The following is a 16,658-nucleotide window of genomic DNA, read 5'->3' on the forward strand; positions in this document are numbered from 1 at the left end:
GATCCTATCCTCAAATCCAACTTATCCATTGTTTTTATAGTTGTCTACTTAGCTATTAAATTATTTCAGTGATTATTTTAAAAATCAAAATCACTACTAAATGAACGTCTTACTGTATATTTAAGCGATTTGTATTCTTTGTAGTGAGAAGTTCCGCCTACTTTTTCTTCTAGCTTTAAAATAACCTCTTGACCGTTAAGCTCATCGATCCTACGTGTGAAAATCAAGTTTACCTGCTGCTCACGCGCGCGTGGGTTTTCTGAGCGTAAATCGAATGTCATCTCATAGCTATCTGAGATCAACTCACCTGATTCAGTGTAGACACCTACTCTCAGTACGCGAGGCTGATTTTTTTCAGTGACAGGGGTACTTTGGTATAAGCTAACGGTAAGCTCCTCTGTAGTAATTAAAGAGTTCGATCCGCGTAAAATATCCACTTCAACTGCTGTAGTATCACTTTGCCTTTTTTTATTAATGCTAACGACGGGCACGACAACTTCCTGTAATGATGCTCCGCCATGTACAAATCGACTTCCCGAGCCACTAAGTCTTAAGCGATTAATCGACTTAGGTATCTGCACTTCAACATCACCAATTAAACCGAGCGCTTCAGAGCTAAACTTATGCAAGCTTGGTGAATCAACTAGCCCCTTACCCAGTATAAATCGACGATCTCGATATAGTATTTCTTTACCTTTGGGCTCTGCGCTCGAAAAGTCGCTCTCTTCTATGGCACGGTTTTGGTATATAAAGCCATGATCAGCCGTTATTAAAATGTTATTAGCATTAGCTGCTGCTAATTTCTTAATGATTTTCATTAAATCGCTAAGCGTCTTTTCTGCCGCTTCAAACGCTTGCCCTTCAGAGTGCATTTTATCGCCAGTATGATCAATCCGATTATGATAAATATAAATGACGTCATTAGCTTTTAACAGCTCTCGACTACCCTCTCTATTGAGCTGCATAAAATTATCGGCAGTGATCGCATCTCCTCGATCTTGCAACGCAGCTTTAAGTATCTTACTTCTGTTAGATGTCCCCTGAGAGCTTTGTCCATTCACAAGCACTGTGCCTGAAGTGTTGTCTGCTATGGATAATGTATCGTTCGGTAGGAGCGCTGCCATACCAAGCTGAGTATAGCTAGGTAGCATAGACAACATAGGCGCTATATCAGCACTGTAGCGATCTTCTTGACGTATTAAGCTGACTAGTTCATCCGCTATCTCATAGCGCATGGCATCTGAGATAATGACGTATATCTTGTTGTTGTTATCTAGAAACGGTTTCACCCAATGACCAAAAAAGTTATCCTGTCTGAGAATTGGCGCAGCATTCCATTGGCTTTCAGATTCTACGAATTCCTGAAAGCGATTACCTAACTTAAGCAAATAGTTATTAGAGTATATATTCTCTATTTTATCGTTGAGGTGGTTGAGAAGTGATACTTCTCCAGACTCAAGTTTGTGGTAGATAAACTTACGATAAAGTTGATCAAGCTTGTACCAAGACTGGGTATAACGCTCTACCCCTTGTACAAGGCTATCCATATCGATTTTGACTTGATTAAAAGTAGCTATAAACTGCGCTGCATTATCAAGGGCTTGATAGGTATGCTCAAACTCAGCGTACCAGTGACTCTGACGACGCTGGCGAATCCAAATAGCCATTTGTTCAGCGGTAAAGTCACTTTGTAAGACTGCATTAGCTAGCGCGCTAATTATCTTGTTATCAATTAAGCGGAAGTAGTCTATATCGATGAGCTGTTTAAAATCTCTACTACTAAGATCATCTCTAATATCAAGATCATCAGAAAATTTATCGGATAACATCTCAAAGCTGTCTTTATATTGTCTACTGTCTTTCCAACGTTTCAGAAATACCAAAGCATCATTGGACAGCTTTACCTGACCATCAGTTGCCATTGCATAGCTAGATTTAAAGAGTTCAATGGCAAAATCATGAATACTAGGCTCAGTAGAGTTATAGCCATAGTAGCGATTCATTTGCTCCCAGAAAAAGCCATCAAGAGCAGATCGACTAATCAGGCTCATTTTTTCACCTTTATCATTGGCCAAGTCCTGCAACAGACTCTCAACGACTGTGTCCATTTTAGGCTCGCTCTTAGCACAAACAGCCAGCATCTTTAGCTGAACCATACCTGAGCTATCACTGGGCTCTATAAGCTTACCTAGAGCATCTTTACGGCTTTTAGCGCGAAAGAACTCTGCATGATCTTTTAAGACCTCTGCAAACTCAATACCTAATGATAGCTCCGAGAGCCAGATAGCAACTTGGTCAGTACGAAATTCGCCGTGAGCCAGCTGCACATCCAATAGCCAATTATCTAATAGCGCAGGCTGAGCACCTGCACGATAAAGCAGAAACTTTTGATTTGGCTGCTCACGTATTATTTTATATTTAACACTGAACTCATTATTATCTAGGACAATTTTTTCAATATCTTCTAGTACTAGACTGTCAAAGTCATCACGCAGCTCATGCTTGGCATCGTACCAAAAAACGATACGATGTCTTTTGAAGAGCTGCTGTAATGCGTTGATGATGCGATCATTCATTAGCTAAGCCCCGTTACTTTCTTTAATGCCTTACCAAATTTAGGGTAGTTTACTTTTACACCATCATCTAGGTCTATCTCTATCTGTTTGGTCGCTAACGGGTACAGTACGTCGCGCTCATAATCTTCCATCTCTGTGATCATTTTATTAGTGACATCTAGTTTCTTTTGTGCTTTTGTCTTTTCACTTTGGCTTTGACTGGCACTAATATTGATCGCACTAAGCTGGTCTTTATAAGCATTAAGCTTAGTACGGAACTCACGTAGATAGTCATTGAGCACGACACTCACCGTATCTGGCTGATAGCGATGCATGTAGATAAGCGCACTGAAGTTGCCACTGCTGAATAGCCAATATATCGGACGTTTCTTATAGCGTTTTACGTGATCGTCATAGAAGTCTTTTAGGAAATAGTCACGGATATCGCGCGGCTTGTCATTCTTACCAAGTGACTGCTCAATGAATTGCATATTGCTTTCATACTGCTCTTCACCAAAAGCCACTTTGATGAATTTACGGAAGCGTTCAACAATATCATCACTGAACCAACCATCGTCTAAGATAGGAATGACATTGTTTTTATCAGGTGTGAAGCTTGGATTAGGTATCTGTTCAAAATACTGCTCTATTTTGTCACCTTGATTGGCAAGTATCAGCCCAGGCTTGTCTAAGCTATAGCGACCAAACATACAGCCGACGGCATACGAGATCAGCTCACGCATGGTATCAGCTAATAATAAGGCTTCTAGCTCTGCGGATGTCTTATCACCACCGTAACGATAGTACGGATTACAAGTCAAAGTGATTTCTTTAAGAGGCACTTCTGGTGTTAACTCATCTTGTAGACCATAAGCGTTTATTAATATATGGTTATTTTTCTCTTCTAATCTTTTAATCTTATCTGTCATTGCCTTGCTATGTTTGCGTACTTCTGCATAAGCATCCGCTAATGCTAGCTTTCGATACTGCCCTTCAAGTAATGGTAAAGCTGTAAACTCCCAAGATGTTTCGAAAGTGTCCCAATCAAATTTTGATAGAGAAATACATACTTTTACATTTGAAGATATGTCTTGTTGAATACTTTTACTAAATGGCATTACTGGGATACGTCCAACATCTCTAGGTTGATAATTTAACGTATCATTATACGCAGCTAGAAAAAGATCAGATATTTTTGAGCATAATATTCCAGTATTGATCTCCATATCTAGTTCTGCATCAGAAAATATAGAAGACCCACCCGAATCAAATAAAAATCCTTTCCGAGAAACTCTAGCTGAAAAATTATCGTCCCCAATAGCTGAATATGTTATTGCTGGTTTAAAATAAAACTCTTCTGCTCGAACTGAGGCTTTAGATTTTCCTCTACTGTTAATATTCCCTTTTATTTCTCTACCATTATATTCCCAGTTTATTAGGCTCTCATTAAAACCGTACCACTTCCTGAAGCCACCACCCTTATTATAAGGAAACCACTTCTTCTTAGAAGTTTCAGCCTCAAAACTATCAGCTATATTAAAACCTACTTTATCTATCGATATTTCAGTCCATATACGTAAAAAACGCTCATTATCTGCAGTTGTCATTCCAGTCTTAACCTCAGCAATGTCATACAGCAATGATGCCTTATAAAAAACATCTAAAGCGCTATTAGACAACCAATATGCAATAGGGTTGCCAGGTATTTTTTTAAAATTTAAAGCTGAGGCATTGAAAACGCATTCGTAATCAACATTGCTAATGCAATTTTGTAAAGCCTTCTCTTTTTCATGTTCATTCATACCTTTAACTAAACGTAAATATCTACCACTATAATTTAAATGCTGTAAATTTTTTATAATAAATGCTGTTGTCTTTACTACCTCTCCATCAATACTATCGAAAGCTCTTGCTCCTAGATGAGCCATAGAAGTAATGGCAGTTTGCTCCAGAATTTTTTCACGTAAGGCTTTGTATGCAGCTATAAACATCCAACTGTGCATAGTTATCATTGCTATTAATCCTCTCTTTTTCACGAGAGTAAGATTACGCTCTATAAACATTGCAAATAAGTCTTGCTTACTTATAGGGTATGACTTTTTTGCCCAATCTCTTAATCTTTTGTTCATGCCAGTACTGCCCATGTAGGGCGGATTCGCAACGACAACATGATACTGTGGGCTTAGATATTCTGCCTGCTTTAAAAGCTTAAGCACCTTTTGATGGGTATGACCTAAGAATAACTGCCCTGAGACATCAGTCGCTTCTAACTGATCTAAGATGCTAGCAACGTCTTTTAGCTTTGTTCTGATCAACGAGCCAAAATTATCCACCTCATCAAACTGGCGCAACGTTTCCTTTAAGTCAGCCGTAAATAAATCACGACCGATAAAGTCCATATACTCATCAAGCTCATCATCAAAACTAATAGGCTCAAGCACACAGATATTTGGACGGATACCCGTACTAAAAAATCGACGGTGGCGAGCTCTTGCCTTCATAGTTAAGGTAAACGCCGCTAGCTCACCTGCTCGTTCATCAATCTCAATGCCATAAAGGTTGTGAGTTAAGATAAGCGAAGGTATTTCTGCTGCATCATAGCCTTGCTCTTCATAAATGGCGTATAGCAAATCAAAGGCATAAGTCAGCATGTGACCTGAGCCACATGCTGGATCACAAATTTTGAGATCTTCTGGACGCTCTACCTTTAGATAATCGGAGTCATCATTATCATCAGCAGGCTTTATGTAATACTCCATACTGTCTGCTAACTTGGACTCTGGGTGATTAAGCAGCCATAAGCGTCCAAGTGAGTTCTCTACCAGATAACGTACGATCCAATGCGGCGTGAATAGCTGAGTAGCCGCTGGAATATTTTCTGGTGTCACTTTCTCATTTTTCTTTAGTCTTGCAAATACATCGTCTTTTTTATCTGATATATAAAACTGATACAACCAACCGATTATTTCAACATCTTTACAAGCGCTCGCTGGCATGGCCTCACGCATCTCAGTCAATAACGAGCTACTAGATAATAAATCATCAGGCATTAGCAGCTCTGTAAAGTCGTCGATACGCTGAAATAGGAATGGCATGGACTTATGCCACTGATTACAGTAAGCGACCAGTAGCAGACGATATACCTCTGCTTCAGGATTTTGACTAGGTGCTCTACCATTTAATAGATTAAGAATTTTCTCACGGGCTGCTTCTGATACCACTCGCTCATCGATTTCTCCAGCTTTTGCAAGTGCCAACACTTCAGGCTGAGTATCTTCGGCAGCAGCAGAAACCACAAGGGCTCGATTATAGCGATTCATATCCATGAAGCGAAGTGCACAGAATCGATTAAACCAGATGTATGCGATACGCTCGACAACTTCCTGTTCGGACTGTTGCTTAATTAGATCCTCTAGCTTTTTAATGGCGCTAGGATTCTCACGTCTGGCTAGGCTTTCTTCTGCGCGTACAAATCTGAGCTTAGTGGCGACTTGTTCAATCAATGTGACGCGAGCCTGTTGAGCAAATTTCTTTAGTCTATTGGTTTCCATTAAACGTGAATCCTTTTGCCTTTACGTATTTCATTTAGCAACGTTTGACTCATGACTTGCAAATAGCGTTCTACATCCGCTTCAGTTTCTAACCACGCTCGGTCATAAGGTACATTTATTTGACTTGCAGCTACGTACTCAATTTTAGGCTCGCTAACTTGCGGAGGTTCGGGTGTGTAGATCTCATTTTCAGTGACGCCTGTAGCACTTGGCTTTACTGGCATTGGTTTAGGCTTAGGTGTCGCCATCACTACCATTTTTTGTAATAGGTTTGGATAACCTGTTTCTTTGAAAAAACGTAGTCTTTCATTAATCGTAGCAATTAATGCTTGCTCATTAATGCTTTCAATAACTCTACTATACGGAGCATCGAGATCTGCCTTTCTAACATCTGGTAGTATTTTATACTCGTCCATTTCTTGCATACGTGACTGCATTTGTTTGACTGATTCAATAGATTCAACCCGAGCTCGATTCAAAGCCTCATCAACTTTAGCTTTAATGCCATTTAATAAAGCTTTTATTTTTAGGATTTGACCACTTTTATATACGGAGCTATCACCTAGGGCCGTTTCGAGCACCCTCACCTGATCTCTTTCTATGTAATCAAAATTAGCAGACTGATCTTTCAAGAAATTCTGAGCGTTATCATATATTTCTCTTTGAGAGCCATTCATAAAATTGTAAATAGGATCTATCAGCTGCTCTTTCATCTTCAAAAGATCATCTTCAATATCGTCATTAAGATCAGTTAAAAACCATGCATAGGACGATTTTGAAAGTTTTTTGATGCGCTGAATAGCGGGTTCTAATGCCCTCAGGAACGGATATCTTGTAGACTGGGCATACCAACCCTCTAAATCTTGTAACATCTCTTTGAAAGCATCAATGGTCTCATTGCCTAGTGCTTTTGCCTCATTGTTACTAGCAGGTTTAGCAAAAAAATCTTCATAAAACTCTTTGAGACGACGAACTTGTGACGAAGAAAAGTCAACTTGAGGCTCTAATACCAAATTGCTTTGACGTTGACTATTTACTAAGGCACGCGCAAGCTCTCTATCCTCAAGTATGCTGCCATCCATTCGAACTTCGACCTTGCCATTTACACATAGCTTTGCAAGGGTGCTGAGTACAGCAGCGTATGACCATCCGTATGGTTTTTTTTCAAACTGTTCTAATAATCCTTTTACTGTCGTCCGTATAGCCGCACTAGCATTTCTTTGGATAAAAGATAATACATCACGCTCTGGCTCGGCTAATGCCGCCATATCGGCACCCAGCATGTCTTGTTGGGTAGAGTCGAGAATCTTAGCAACATCAGCCTCTGTGTAAGATGCATCGCGTAGCATACGTAGATGAGGGTATGATCTAGAAACAAGCTCATTGAAGCCTTTCTCGATACGTAATTGGGCGTCTTCTGAGCTAACATTGATCTCTGTACCTGCTACGAGCAGTTTTGCCTGACTCATGAGACTTTTTATTCGCTGTAGCAACTCGGCCTGGCGCTTAGTATTTTGTTGTCCTTTCTCGCCTAAGATACGTTTTACCGTCTCTTGCTGAGCAATAGAATAGTTTTGCCTGACATATTTCTCTGTACGTTTGTACATCGTTATATCACTCATCAAGCGAGAGTCGGCTGGCAAGATTACAAATAACTCATCGCTAGAGAAGTTAGATTTATTAGACATCATCTCGTCATTTTCAGCATGCTCATAAAACGGGCTAATGACATTGATACCTATCTCGTATTCACGACCGTATAACTTATCATCAAGCTTTCGTGAGAAAGAATAGTCTTGTCCTTGGCTACCTGATGCGCCGCTACTGTAACGAATCTTGCGACTTTTAATCACTTGATCAAAGATTATGCTTTCAAGCTCACTAGCCACATCAGCTGCTTCTACTTCCGTATTTTTTATCTCTTCTTCAATATCTTTTTCTTCGTCCGTCAAATACTCGTACATATCTCCTGTACGTTGTACATAGGTCTCGTCCTCTAGTAGATTAAGCGCCTCTTCAACACGCTGACGGAGTACAGCTACATCCTCACTAAAGCTACTTAGCATTAAGACACAGATATTACGAATTGTGGATTTGAATCCATCAACATATTTCACTAAAAACAAGGCTTTTAAAACTTGAACAGCGAATTTATTATCTAAATGGGTTTCTGCATTGATGACAGCTCGTTGGATGTTGGACTTCAATGCGGTACGAATACCTTCAAACATTAAATCAAAAGTTGCTAGCTGACCTATGTCATGATCACCTACTTTTATTGCTACTTGTTGAAACACACCCAACATCGAACGCTCACCAACTGAGCTATGCTTACCCTCAAAAGCATTATGTAATGATAGATCAGCAATCGCAGACTGAAACAAGCTGAACTGGTAAGGGATGAATGGATAGCTGTTTATAAAGTGTTCTTTGTCTTTAAAATTTCTATATGTCTGTGATCCATCAGCGAAATCAAATAGCGTTTTGAAATTGTTTGACTGATTATCATATATGCCTGATAACAACTGAGCGCCTTCATCAGTCTTAACGAGAAGACGCTTTTGAATAACCTCTGCTACGTTGGCACTGGTTAGCTTCATACGGTTAGCAAAGCGAGCTTGAATTTTTGAAAAGTCATTACTTTGTTGCTTACCCATCTCACCAACAACAGTTCCCATATCTTCTTGGGCGGTCACAATAATCCAAGAACGCCCACGAGACTTGGTCGCTAAGCTCTCAGCGATAGTCTGAAGGTTGGTCATAAGCTTGACGTTTTCAGCTATATATTGCCCCACCTCATCAACAAAGAAATTTAGACGAAACTCAGTGTAGCCATGTTCTTTAATCTGACGCTCAATATAGTCATCAACTTGAGAAGCAAAATCTTCAATCGATACATGATACTGACTACGGTATTTATCTAAAATACCCATAGCTAGTGCCTGATCTTCTCCAGTAACCTGACTATAAGCTTGAGCAATATTCTTTGCTTCAAGTATTGCCTGCTCACGTCCTTTTTCCCAAGGCTTTTTAGCGATAGGTTCATATGCCTCTTTGAAGCTACCATAAAGTTTTCGACTATCGAGGTCACGTTCAAACTGAGCAATATGTCCTTGCTTACCGTAGTAGCCACACATTTCATCAAAGACTTTAACAAATACTGCCAATAAAGCATCAACCTGTGTCTTACTAATGACGTCTGCTTTTTGATCAATGTTAAACAAAATGCTTTTAGAGGGAATCGCAACAGCGTTTTTGATACCAGAGCTCAATGCATCATTGTCACCACATTTAGGTAAGAATAACTCCAGTGCTGATGTGTTATCTATTTGGCGATTCTCAAGTAATAGCGCCAACATTTTTAATAAGTGAGATTTTCCCGAACCAAAAAACCCAGAAAGCCAGACACCATTAGCAACCTGATAATCATTGTAAGCATCAAAAAATGATATTAGACGATTCTCTACCTCATCTGTTAATACGTACTCTTCTAACTCTAGGCGTAGGCTGGCTTCATCGTCAGCTTTAATTACACCTTCAATTGGACGGTTTACTGGTTTTTGAAATATTGTTTTAAGGGCAGTCATATCTGTCTCATTATGCTTCACAGTGATAAATATTGAATGCTCGATAGTATTTGTCATCATGCAGTCTGCCAAATAAATCAAGCGATGCGCCAGACTCTAAAGAATGAGTATAGGCTCCTGGAAAAAAGATAACGGTTGGTTTTTCTTTTGCTGTACTTTGTAAGTTATTTAAAACGTTATGTGAACGTATATATGGGAAAACCTCGCCAACACCAGATAGAAAAAGAACATCGTATTCTGTACTACTTAGCTTGTTAGCAATCGCTGGTGCCAAATGAGACTCAGGATCTAAGACTCCTTGAAGCAGCTCTTTCAGCTGTTCTTTGTCAATCTCCTGTTCCATTTCTAGTATCTGATCAAAAATCTCGCGTTCTTTAAGTAGCTCTATAGACAGATCGTACAAATTTATAGCCAAGATATTGATACCATTCTTCTGTAACTGCTTAGTTAATTGATCTTCAAGGCGCATCATCTCGTTTGATTCTTCAGGCCTAAAAGGACAAATGAAAAATGGAACCTCATTACCTAGACCTTGCATCTTAAGGAAATGCTCACTTGAAATAACAGAAAAAAGATGGTCATAACTTTTTTTATCACATGCTTGTACGTTGCTCATAGTCATGACAGCACTCCCTTATATTGCATTTTCAGAAATCGTGAAGTATTTGATATCTCTACTATCATTATGCTTTATGGTTTCTATTAGTCTTGAGCTCAACATAGTGGCTTGAATGTTGTTTTTGCTATCTAAGAAATTGGCATCACGAAGCATTTTAAATAATACTTGTCTAAGCTTTTTCCTCGTACTTATACTTAAGCTATCCAGCTCACTATGCCAGTCACATTTTCTATTCAGAAACGTATCAAAATCTGAGTGCTGAAGGTCTGGTTTGAAAGTGATAAAGCGCTCTCGTAGCACTTCAGTAGCAAAATCAGCAATGAAGTGATAATAACGACAAATTGCAATCCACAGTATATAGGCTTGTTCTTGGCGCTCAGACTCTATAAGTAACGTAAGCTCATCAATATTAAGTGTTCTCAAGCGAGCTATAATTTCATGGCTCAGCCTTTTAAGTGTACTTAATGCTCTAGATTGAAGTAAATTCTCAGCAATCACTTTATCTTTCACTAAACCCCAGTCGCCTAATTCAAGATATAACTTGGCTATCGTTACTGACTCTGGCTGTAGCAGCGCACCAGCTGTAAATGACATATTGTATTTTTGGCTATTCATCTATTTTTAACCTGCTTAAAAAAACGCTTAACCTGCATTTAGAGGTTGAACGTTTTTGATAATGCTTATTGTTTATTGCTATAAAGTAACGCAGGCCAGTATTGTACATGGTTCTGTATATTGCTTAAACATTATGTATATAATTGAGGTATGCTGAAGAAACTGTAGAGCTAAACTTAGTAAACTAAGAACTCGACAAAGAGTTTACCATCACAAAGAAAATTAGAACTTATAGTACAGAATTTAAAGCAGAAGCCGTTAAGAAGATAGTGGACAATAACGGTAATATTTCAGCGACTTCAAAACAGCTAAGCACAGCCATGTAAACGTTATCCAACTGGCATAACCAAGCCAATCAAGACAAGCTTGTCGGTACGGAACAATATGATCCGCTTATGGCGGCTCTTCTGTTATCTGTTTAATAAGCGTACTGATCACAGCTAGGTTGATCGCCATTATCACAAGCTTTACTATACCAATCTCTTGACTGCTTTTTATCTTGAAGAACACCTCTGCCCTCAAAGTACATTAAACCAAGACTATTTTGAGCTAAGGCATATCCTTGATTGGCCGCCTTCAAATACCATTTGGCTGCTTTTACGTTATCCTTACTAACGCCAGCACCTTTTTCGTACATATCACCGATATTATTTTGAGCCCCAGCATCTCCTTGATAGGCAGCTTTTAAATACCAATCCATTGCCTGATCATAATCCTTTTTAATGCCTCTACCGTTATGATACATCCATCCAAGATTGTACTGCGCATCACCATACCCTTGATCAGCAGCTTTCCTGTACCATTCAACTGCTTTAACAGAGTCTTGACTAACGCCGTCAGCGTGCTCGTACATCCACCCAATATTAAATTGAGCCGATGCATTGCCTTGTTCTGCTGCCTTCTGATACCACTCAAATGCTTTAGCAGTGTCTTGAGCAATACCACTACCTTCGTCGTACATCACACCAAGGTTGAATTGAGCTGATGCCCTCCCTTGATTAGCTTGTACACTCGTCGTAGTAAAGTCTGCTGCAACAACAGGTACTTCAAGCCCTACTAACAAGCCTAAAACTATTAACCTGTAAAGAAACATCTGCCTTAGCGTTTGTAGATTCATATTTATTCCTTTTCAACTATCCAATATCTGGTCTGCTAAATAATCTGGCACACCTAAGAAGTATCCCTTCATCGTCATCCGATCAAAGCTATAAATATGAGCGTGAGGCGCTTCTTTACAGCGCCCTACCAACGGCGGCATTTGATCTGGCTTACCGTTAGCAAGCTCTATCAATCCTGAGCAAATTGGACAAGTTGCAGTAAACTCTGTGACTCTCGCTACATTCAGCCTATCTTTATCCCAATACATCTCAATATCCGCATTAACGACATTAATATTTGCAAAGAACATAGGCGCTTTAATAACACGGTAATAAGGCAGTCTATATAACGGCACAAAGAAATATCGCCAATTAAGGTAAGCCAAAGGAATGAATACCACAAAAATTATGGCTTGCCAAAGCTTAAAATTTGGCAAATCGCTTAGTAATAAGATAACGAGTAACGAAAATATAGCAATAAGGATATCTACTAAAAAACTCAGCATCAGCAGAATCATTAGCAAAACGCCTCGAAAGCTTAAGATCTTTAGCTCACCCTTTTTGAAGAAAAGACGAGTGAATAAAGATGGCTTAATCTCAGAAGTCGCTTTGCGCTCATAAGTAATACTACTTAAATCCTCATCATCCTCATCATTCTTATCAGACTCAAAGACAGCAGATCCAGCTATCTGCTCTTCATCTACTTCCTCATTTTCAATAGCTTTAATGCTCATCCATACTAGGGTTCTGTTCTTAGCACCACCCTCTGACACAGATGAGATCACTTCTGGCAAATAACCTATATCATTAAACGCCTGTTCACAGTCTGGTTGTGACTCAATAAACCTTATTAACTCTACATTTAATCTATCCGTTTTTATTTTGGTTTTAGCAATTTCACTGCTCACAGTATTTTCATTTACGCCTCTAGCTTTGGCGTAAATAACTTGCCTCGATAACTTCTCAGGCTCAAAATCTTCGTCCGAATATTTCAGTTTGTTGAGCTGTGCGTCAACTATTATTCTTAGACAATGATCATAAAAAGTATTTCTTGGGAAATTAAGTAATTGTTTCTTGAGCTCCTCAAAGACATCTAAGTGTATGTTTTTCATAGGTAAGTACCGATTAAGACCCTATTATACCCCCAATAGCAGTCTGTTTTAGAGGCAGAATTCTTCTCATAATTACCTCACTCTTAACCAACTAACAAGAGGATGGTAACTATGTCAATGTCAATCGCTGTTAATGAGCAAAAGCAAATCGTCAATGTTAAGCAAGTCGAGCGAGGGCTGGCTTGTATGTGTTTTTGCTTTGAATGTGGTGAGCCTGTAGTGGCTCGTAAAGGTGACAAGAATGAGCATCATTTTGCGCATCTTAACAATAAAGAAAGCTGCACTATTCACCCTGAAAGCATCCTACACAAGTTTGCTAAGCAAGTCATTATGCAAGAGAGGTATTTAACGCTACCATCCCTACCTGATGATGAAAATAGCGAGGATAAAACTTGGGAGTTTGACCACCTAATCGAAGAGCAAGCTGTTAGCTGTATTCGACCGGATATAGTCGCAACGGTAGACGGGGAAATGATGTTTATTGAAGTTGCTGTGACTTCTTTCATCGATACTGATAAATCAGATTTTATTAAGCAATTGGGTATCAAGACCGTTGAAATCGATTTGAGGGAAATCATCGCACAAGGTATTGAGTTGCCGAGTGAGGAAGCAAAGGTTCATATTTTAGACTGTGCCAGTAATAAACGGTGGATATTCCCAGCACCGAAATCTTTAACAATACCAGTAGCCCCTACACCATTACCTGAGCCTCTCTATAATTGCCAGAGCAGCACTGATGAGAATAGCAATGGAAGCTTTGACAAAGGCTATACGATCTATCGCTTTACCATCAATCATGCTTGGGTCGACGTCAGAGTCTTTAATTCAGGCATGGTATCTATTAAGTGTGTGACCTACAACCATGATGTTATTGAAATACTAAAGCAATGGCGTAACGAAGGCGGTGGTCAGTACAATCAAAAATATAAGTCATGGAATTACTTCAAACCATTTTCAGACACCGTCTTTCAGCGACTGCAAGAAATGGACATGACCCCTACTGCTTAAATATGATTCTATTTGATAATACGGAGAATAAAACTATGACACTCACTACTATGCTACTAATTACAATACTGCTGATATTAGCCATGCTTGTATGGGCTATACAACGGATACAATTACAAAATAAGGCTTTGCTACAAAGTGAACGAGATGTTGCGCAAATTAGGAACGATATGCTCGAAAGAGAAGCAGGCTTTCAACAGCAATTAGCAAAAGACATTAAAGAGGCTCAAAAGCGTTCCAACAATATGCAGCGCAATGTGCTAAAAGGTCAAATTGGCGAACAGTTCACGCCCTTTATTACTGACTTTCCTTACAACCCTTCAGACTGCCGATTCATGGGTGAACCGATTGACTACGTCATCTTCCAAAACTTGCATGAATGCGCCGATGGCAACGTGCCTATCGAGGACGTGCATCTCATTATTGCAGAAGTTAAAACAGGGAATGCTAGGCTAAACCAACGGCAGAAGATTATTAAACAAGTAATCGAAAATGGGCAGGTTAGCTTTAAAGAGCTTAGGATAAAACACTGTGAAGATACGGAAGATATGCGTGTGAATGTTAGTGCCTAGTTCAGTCTTTCTATTCACTCCAACCTTTATATATACAGTCTCTATAATCTTCTTAAAACATATTTACTGGAAAAATAAAGACCATTCATTAATCTCTAGGGAGACACTTAAGTAATTGTTTTATATAGATATTTAATGATAAAAATTCCATTAATAGTCTTTTTTAATGAAAAGACTATTTTTGCAACAGCATTAATCCTAAATAAAACACGATACATTCTTAGTCAAAATGTATTAATCATAGAAGCATGACAGTTGCAAGTATATGACATTCATTACCAGCAAATTCAATTTCATATAAAGGGGATTTTCATCAATGATATATATAGGGGCTATTTAAATAGTACAAACAATCGTATAAAGTTATCCAAGGTAGAAGCTGAAAATTTATCATACTTCAATAAAATTAAACGACCAGCGCTAGATCTTATATCAAATCAAATACATGTTGAGTTGTTGGAAAAACCAGCACGTGAACAGTTATCTATCTCAAAGTCAGCTTAGTGACCTAATACTAAGGATTTCTATCTAACTCCGAGCATTCTACTATTAACTTGTCAGATTCTTATCTACAAGTTAATACATCTGAAACACCCTACAAAAACTCTTTCCAAGATTATATTGAGCTATTGCAAGTATTATAACAAAGTGAACCTTAATACACTCAATAATACTACATGTACATTAATATGCTATATTATCATGGAAACCACAATATTTTGTTAAAAGTGACTTAATATGATTACTTATATTCGCTTTAATAATTTTTACTCTTACTCAGAGTCTACTGAGGTGTCATTCTCTTTGGGTAAGCAACCTACTAAGACTGACTATGATTTTTATGTTGATACCACGCAAGACCAGTATCGACTAAATAAAGTCACAGCTGTTCTTGGCGCGAATGGCTCCGGTAAAACGCAGCTATTAAAAGCCATTGCTTTTCTTCGTTGGTTTATGTGTGAATCTACTAGCAGCCTTGACTCAGAGCAACCTATTTCTTTTAGCCAATTTGCGCTAAGTAATGATGAATTTTCTGAATTTGAATTTGGTTTTTTACTTAAAAATGCTGATGGCATTTATGATGAGTATCGCTATGAGCTAACGTTGACACAGCATAGCGTGGTTAAAGAGGCATTATACAAAAAGACCAGTAGCCAATTTAGCTATGTATTTATACGTCATCATGACGGTGACAAGCTTAGCTATAAGCATCGTAACTTTGTCATTCCCTCTTTAGCTGATGATGTGAAAAAAAACGCCTCACTTATCAGCTATGCCAATTTGCTCGATGAGCCATTGGCAGAAGCCATTTTTGATATGTTCAATCACTATAAAACTAATGTAGTCTCAATGGGTAGGCTTGGTAGCCTTAGCCAATCTATACCTGAAATGACAGAATTATTTGCTAGAGATGATGGTTTAAAACAAACCGCTGAAAAGCTACTTTGTCAGTTCGATACGGGCATCGATGAGATTAATATAAAAAGCGTGATGATGGTAAACGAGGGTAAACAGCAAGAAGTACTGCTACCTTTTGGTGTTCATAAAGTGGGTGATGAATCATTTGAGCTTATGATTTATGAAGAGTCTAATGGTACACAATCAGCCTATAGCTTGCTTGGGCTCATATTGCCAGTGCTTAAGAATGGTGGTGTGGCCATTATTGATGAGCTTGATAATGACTTACACCCCCTACTGTTACCTGCCATTTTTGATTTGTTTCGCTCATCGCATCATAATCCTCATAATGCTCAGCTTATTTTTAGTTGCCATACCCCTGAGGTGTTCAACTTATTAAACAAGCATCAAATTTATTTGGTCGAAAAATACGAGCAAGCTTCAGAATCTTGGCGGCTTGATGAGATGGAAGGGATTCGTAATGATGATAACCTTTATGCAAAATATATGGCTGGCGCATTTGACGCGATACCAAATCTATAAG

At 38.8% G+C, this 16,658-nt stretch carries 10 protein-coding genes and 1 pseudogene; 4 read left to right on the top strand and 7 right to left on the bottom strand.

The window, feature by feature from the left end; translation table 11 throughout:
- Positions 1–77: 77 nt before the first annotated feature.
- Genes pglZ through VLA57_RS01305 form a run of 5 tightly spaced genes read right to left on the bottom strand, consistent with a single transcriptional unit; the run spans position 78 to position 10,927 of the window.
- Positions 78–2,576, bottom strand: coding sequence for a BREX-1 system phosphatase PglZ type A (pglZ, locus tag VLA57_RS01285; protein WP_333954105.1), 2,499 nt, complete (start codon positions 2,574–2,576; stop codon positions 78–80).
- Positions 2,576–6,106, bottom strand: coding sequence for a BREX-1 system adenine-specific DNA-methyltransferase PglX (gene pglX / locus VLA57_RS01290; RefSeq protein ID WP_333954106.1), 3,531 nt, complete (start codon positions 6,104–6,106; stop codon positions 2,576–2,578). Before pglX ends, pglZ begins: the two co-directional genes overlap by 1 nt.
- Positions 6,106–9,753, bottom strand: a complete 3,648-nt coding sequence (brxC, locus tag VLA57_RS01295) for a BREX system P-loop protein BrxC (RefSeq protein ID WP_333954107.1) — start codon at positions 9,751–9,753, stop codon at positions 6,106–6,108. Before brxC ends, pglX begins: the two co-directional genes overlap by 1 nt.
- Positions 9,704–10,315, bottom strand: a complete 612-nt coding sequence (locus VLA57_RS01300) for a DUF1788 domain-containing protein (RefSeq protein ID WP_333954108.1) — start codon at positions 10,313–10,315, stop codon at positions 9,704–9,706. The genes brxC and VLA57_RS01300 overlap by 50 nt, the downstream gene beginning before the upstream one ends.
- Before the next feature lie 12 nt (positions 10,316–10,327).
- On the bottom strand, positions 10,328–10,927 hold the full coding sequence (locus VLA57_RS01305) for a DUF1819 family protein (protein WP_333954109.1): 600 nt from the start codon (positions 10,925–10,927) through the stop codon (positions 10,328–10,330).
- 209 nt (positions 10,928–11,136) lie between these two features.
- On the opposite strand from VLA57_RS01305, the pseudogene VLA57_RS01310 reads away from it, so the two are divergent.
- A pseudogene (locus VLA57_RS01310) lies at positions 11,137–11,337 on the top strand (transposase); the annotation flags it as partial.
- A gap of 8 nt (positions 11,338–11,345) precedes the next feature.
- On the opposite strand, the gene VLA57_RS01315 reads toward VLA57_RS01310, so the two are convergent.
- Complete coding sequence (locus VLA57_RS01315) at positions 11,346–12,044, bottom strand: tetratricopeptide repeat protein (RefSeq protein WP_011513938.1); 699 nt, start codon at positions 12,042–12,044, stop codon at positions 11,346–11,348.
- Between the two features lie 12 nt (positions 12,045–12,056).
- On the bottom strand, positions 12,057–13,136 hold the full coding sequence (locus tag VLA57_RS01320; protein WP_333954110.1) for a hypothetical protein: 1,080 nt from the start codon (positions 13,134–13,136) through the stop codon (positions 12,057–12,059).
- Between the two features lie 111 nt (positions 13,137–13,247).
- Here VLA57_RS01320 and VLA57_RS01325 point away from each other — a divergent pair, with 111 nt between their 5' ends.
- The 3 genes from VLA57_RS01325 (at position 13,248) to VLA57_RS01335 (ending at position 16,657) form a co-directional block, all read left to right on the top strand.
- On the top strand, positions 13,248–14,144 hold the full coding sequence (locus VLA57_RS01325; RefSeq protein WP_011513940.1) for a competence protein CoiA family protein: 897 nt from the start codon (positions 13,248–13,250) through the stop codon (positions 14,142–14,144).
- Positions 14,145–14,227: 83 nt separating this feature from the next.
- Complete coding sequence (locus VLA57_RS01330) at positions 14,228–14,716, top strand: Holliday junction resolvase-like protein (protein ID WP_226939366.1); 489 nt, start codon at positions 14,228–14,230, stop codon at positions 14,714–14,716.
- A 738-nt stretch (positions 14,717–15,454) separates the two neighbouring features.
- Positions 15,455–16,657 (top strand): AAA family ATPase, encoded by a 1,203-nt coding sequence (locus VLA57_RS01335; RefSeq protein ID WP_011513942.1) that lies wholly within the window; start codon positions 15,455–15,457, stop codon positions 16,655–16,657.
- The last annotated feature ends 1 nt before the right edge of the window (position 16,658 follow it).

Origin of the sequence: Psychrobacter sp. S4(2024), assembly GCF_036861305.1 — a bacterium.
GTDB classification, from domain to species: domain Bacteria; phylum Pseudomonadota; class Gammaproteobacteria; order Pseudomonadales; family Moraxellaceae; genus Psychrobacter; species Psychrobacter cryohalolentis.

What these genes read in the sequence shown, in the direction of transcription:
- pglZ (WP_333954105.1), bottom strand. Translation starts at nt 2,576, where the DNA reads ATGAATGATCGCATCATCAACGCATTACAGCAGCTCTTCAAAAGACAT.
- pglX (WP_333954106.1), bottom strand. Translation starts at nt 6,106, where the DNA reads ATGGAAACCAATAGACTAAAGAAATTTGCTCAACAGGCTCGCGTCACA.
- brxC (WP_333954107.1), bottom strand. Translation starts at nt 9,753, where the DNA reads ATGATGACAAATACTATCGAGCATTCAATATTTATCACTGTGAAGCAT.
- VLA57_RS01300 (WP_333954108.1), bottom strand. Translation starts at nt 10,315, where the DNA reads ATGACTATGAGCAACGTACAAGCATGTGATAAAAAAAGTTATGACCAT.
- VLA57_RS01305 (WP_333954109.1), bottom strand. Translation starts at nt 10,927, where the DNA reads ATGAATAGCCAAAAATACAATATGTCATTTACAGCTGGTGCGCTGCTA.
- VLA57_RS01315 (WP_011513938.1), bottom strand. Translation starts at nt 12,044, where the DNA reads ATGAATCTACAAACGCTAAGGCAGATGTTTCTTTACAGGTTAATAGTT.
- VLA57_RS01320 (WP_333954110.1), bottom strand. Translation starts at nt 13,136, where the DNA reads ATGAAAAACATACACTTAGATGTCTTTGAGGAGCTCAAGAAACAATTA.
- VLA57_RS01325 (WP_011513940.1), top strand. Translation starts at nt 13,248, where the DNA reads ATGTCAATGTCAATCGCTGTTAATGAGCAAAAGCAAATCGTCAATGTT.
- VLA57_RS01330 (WP_226939366.1), top strand. Translation starts at nt 14,228, where the DNA reads ATGCTTGTATGGGCTATACAACGGATACAATTACAAAATAAGGCTTTG.
- VLA57_RS01335 (WP_011513942.1), top strand. Translation starts at nt 15,455, where the DNA reads ATGATTACTTATATTCGCTTTAATAATTTTTACTCTTACTCAGAGTCT.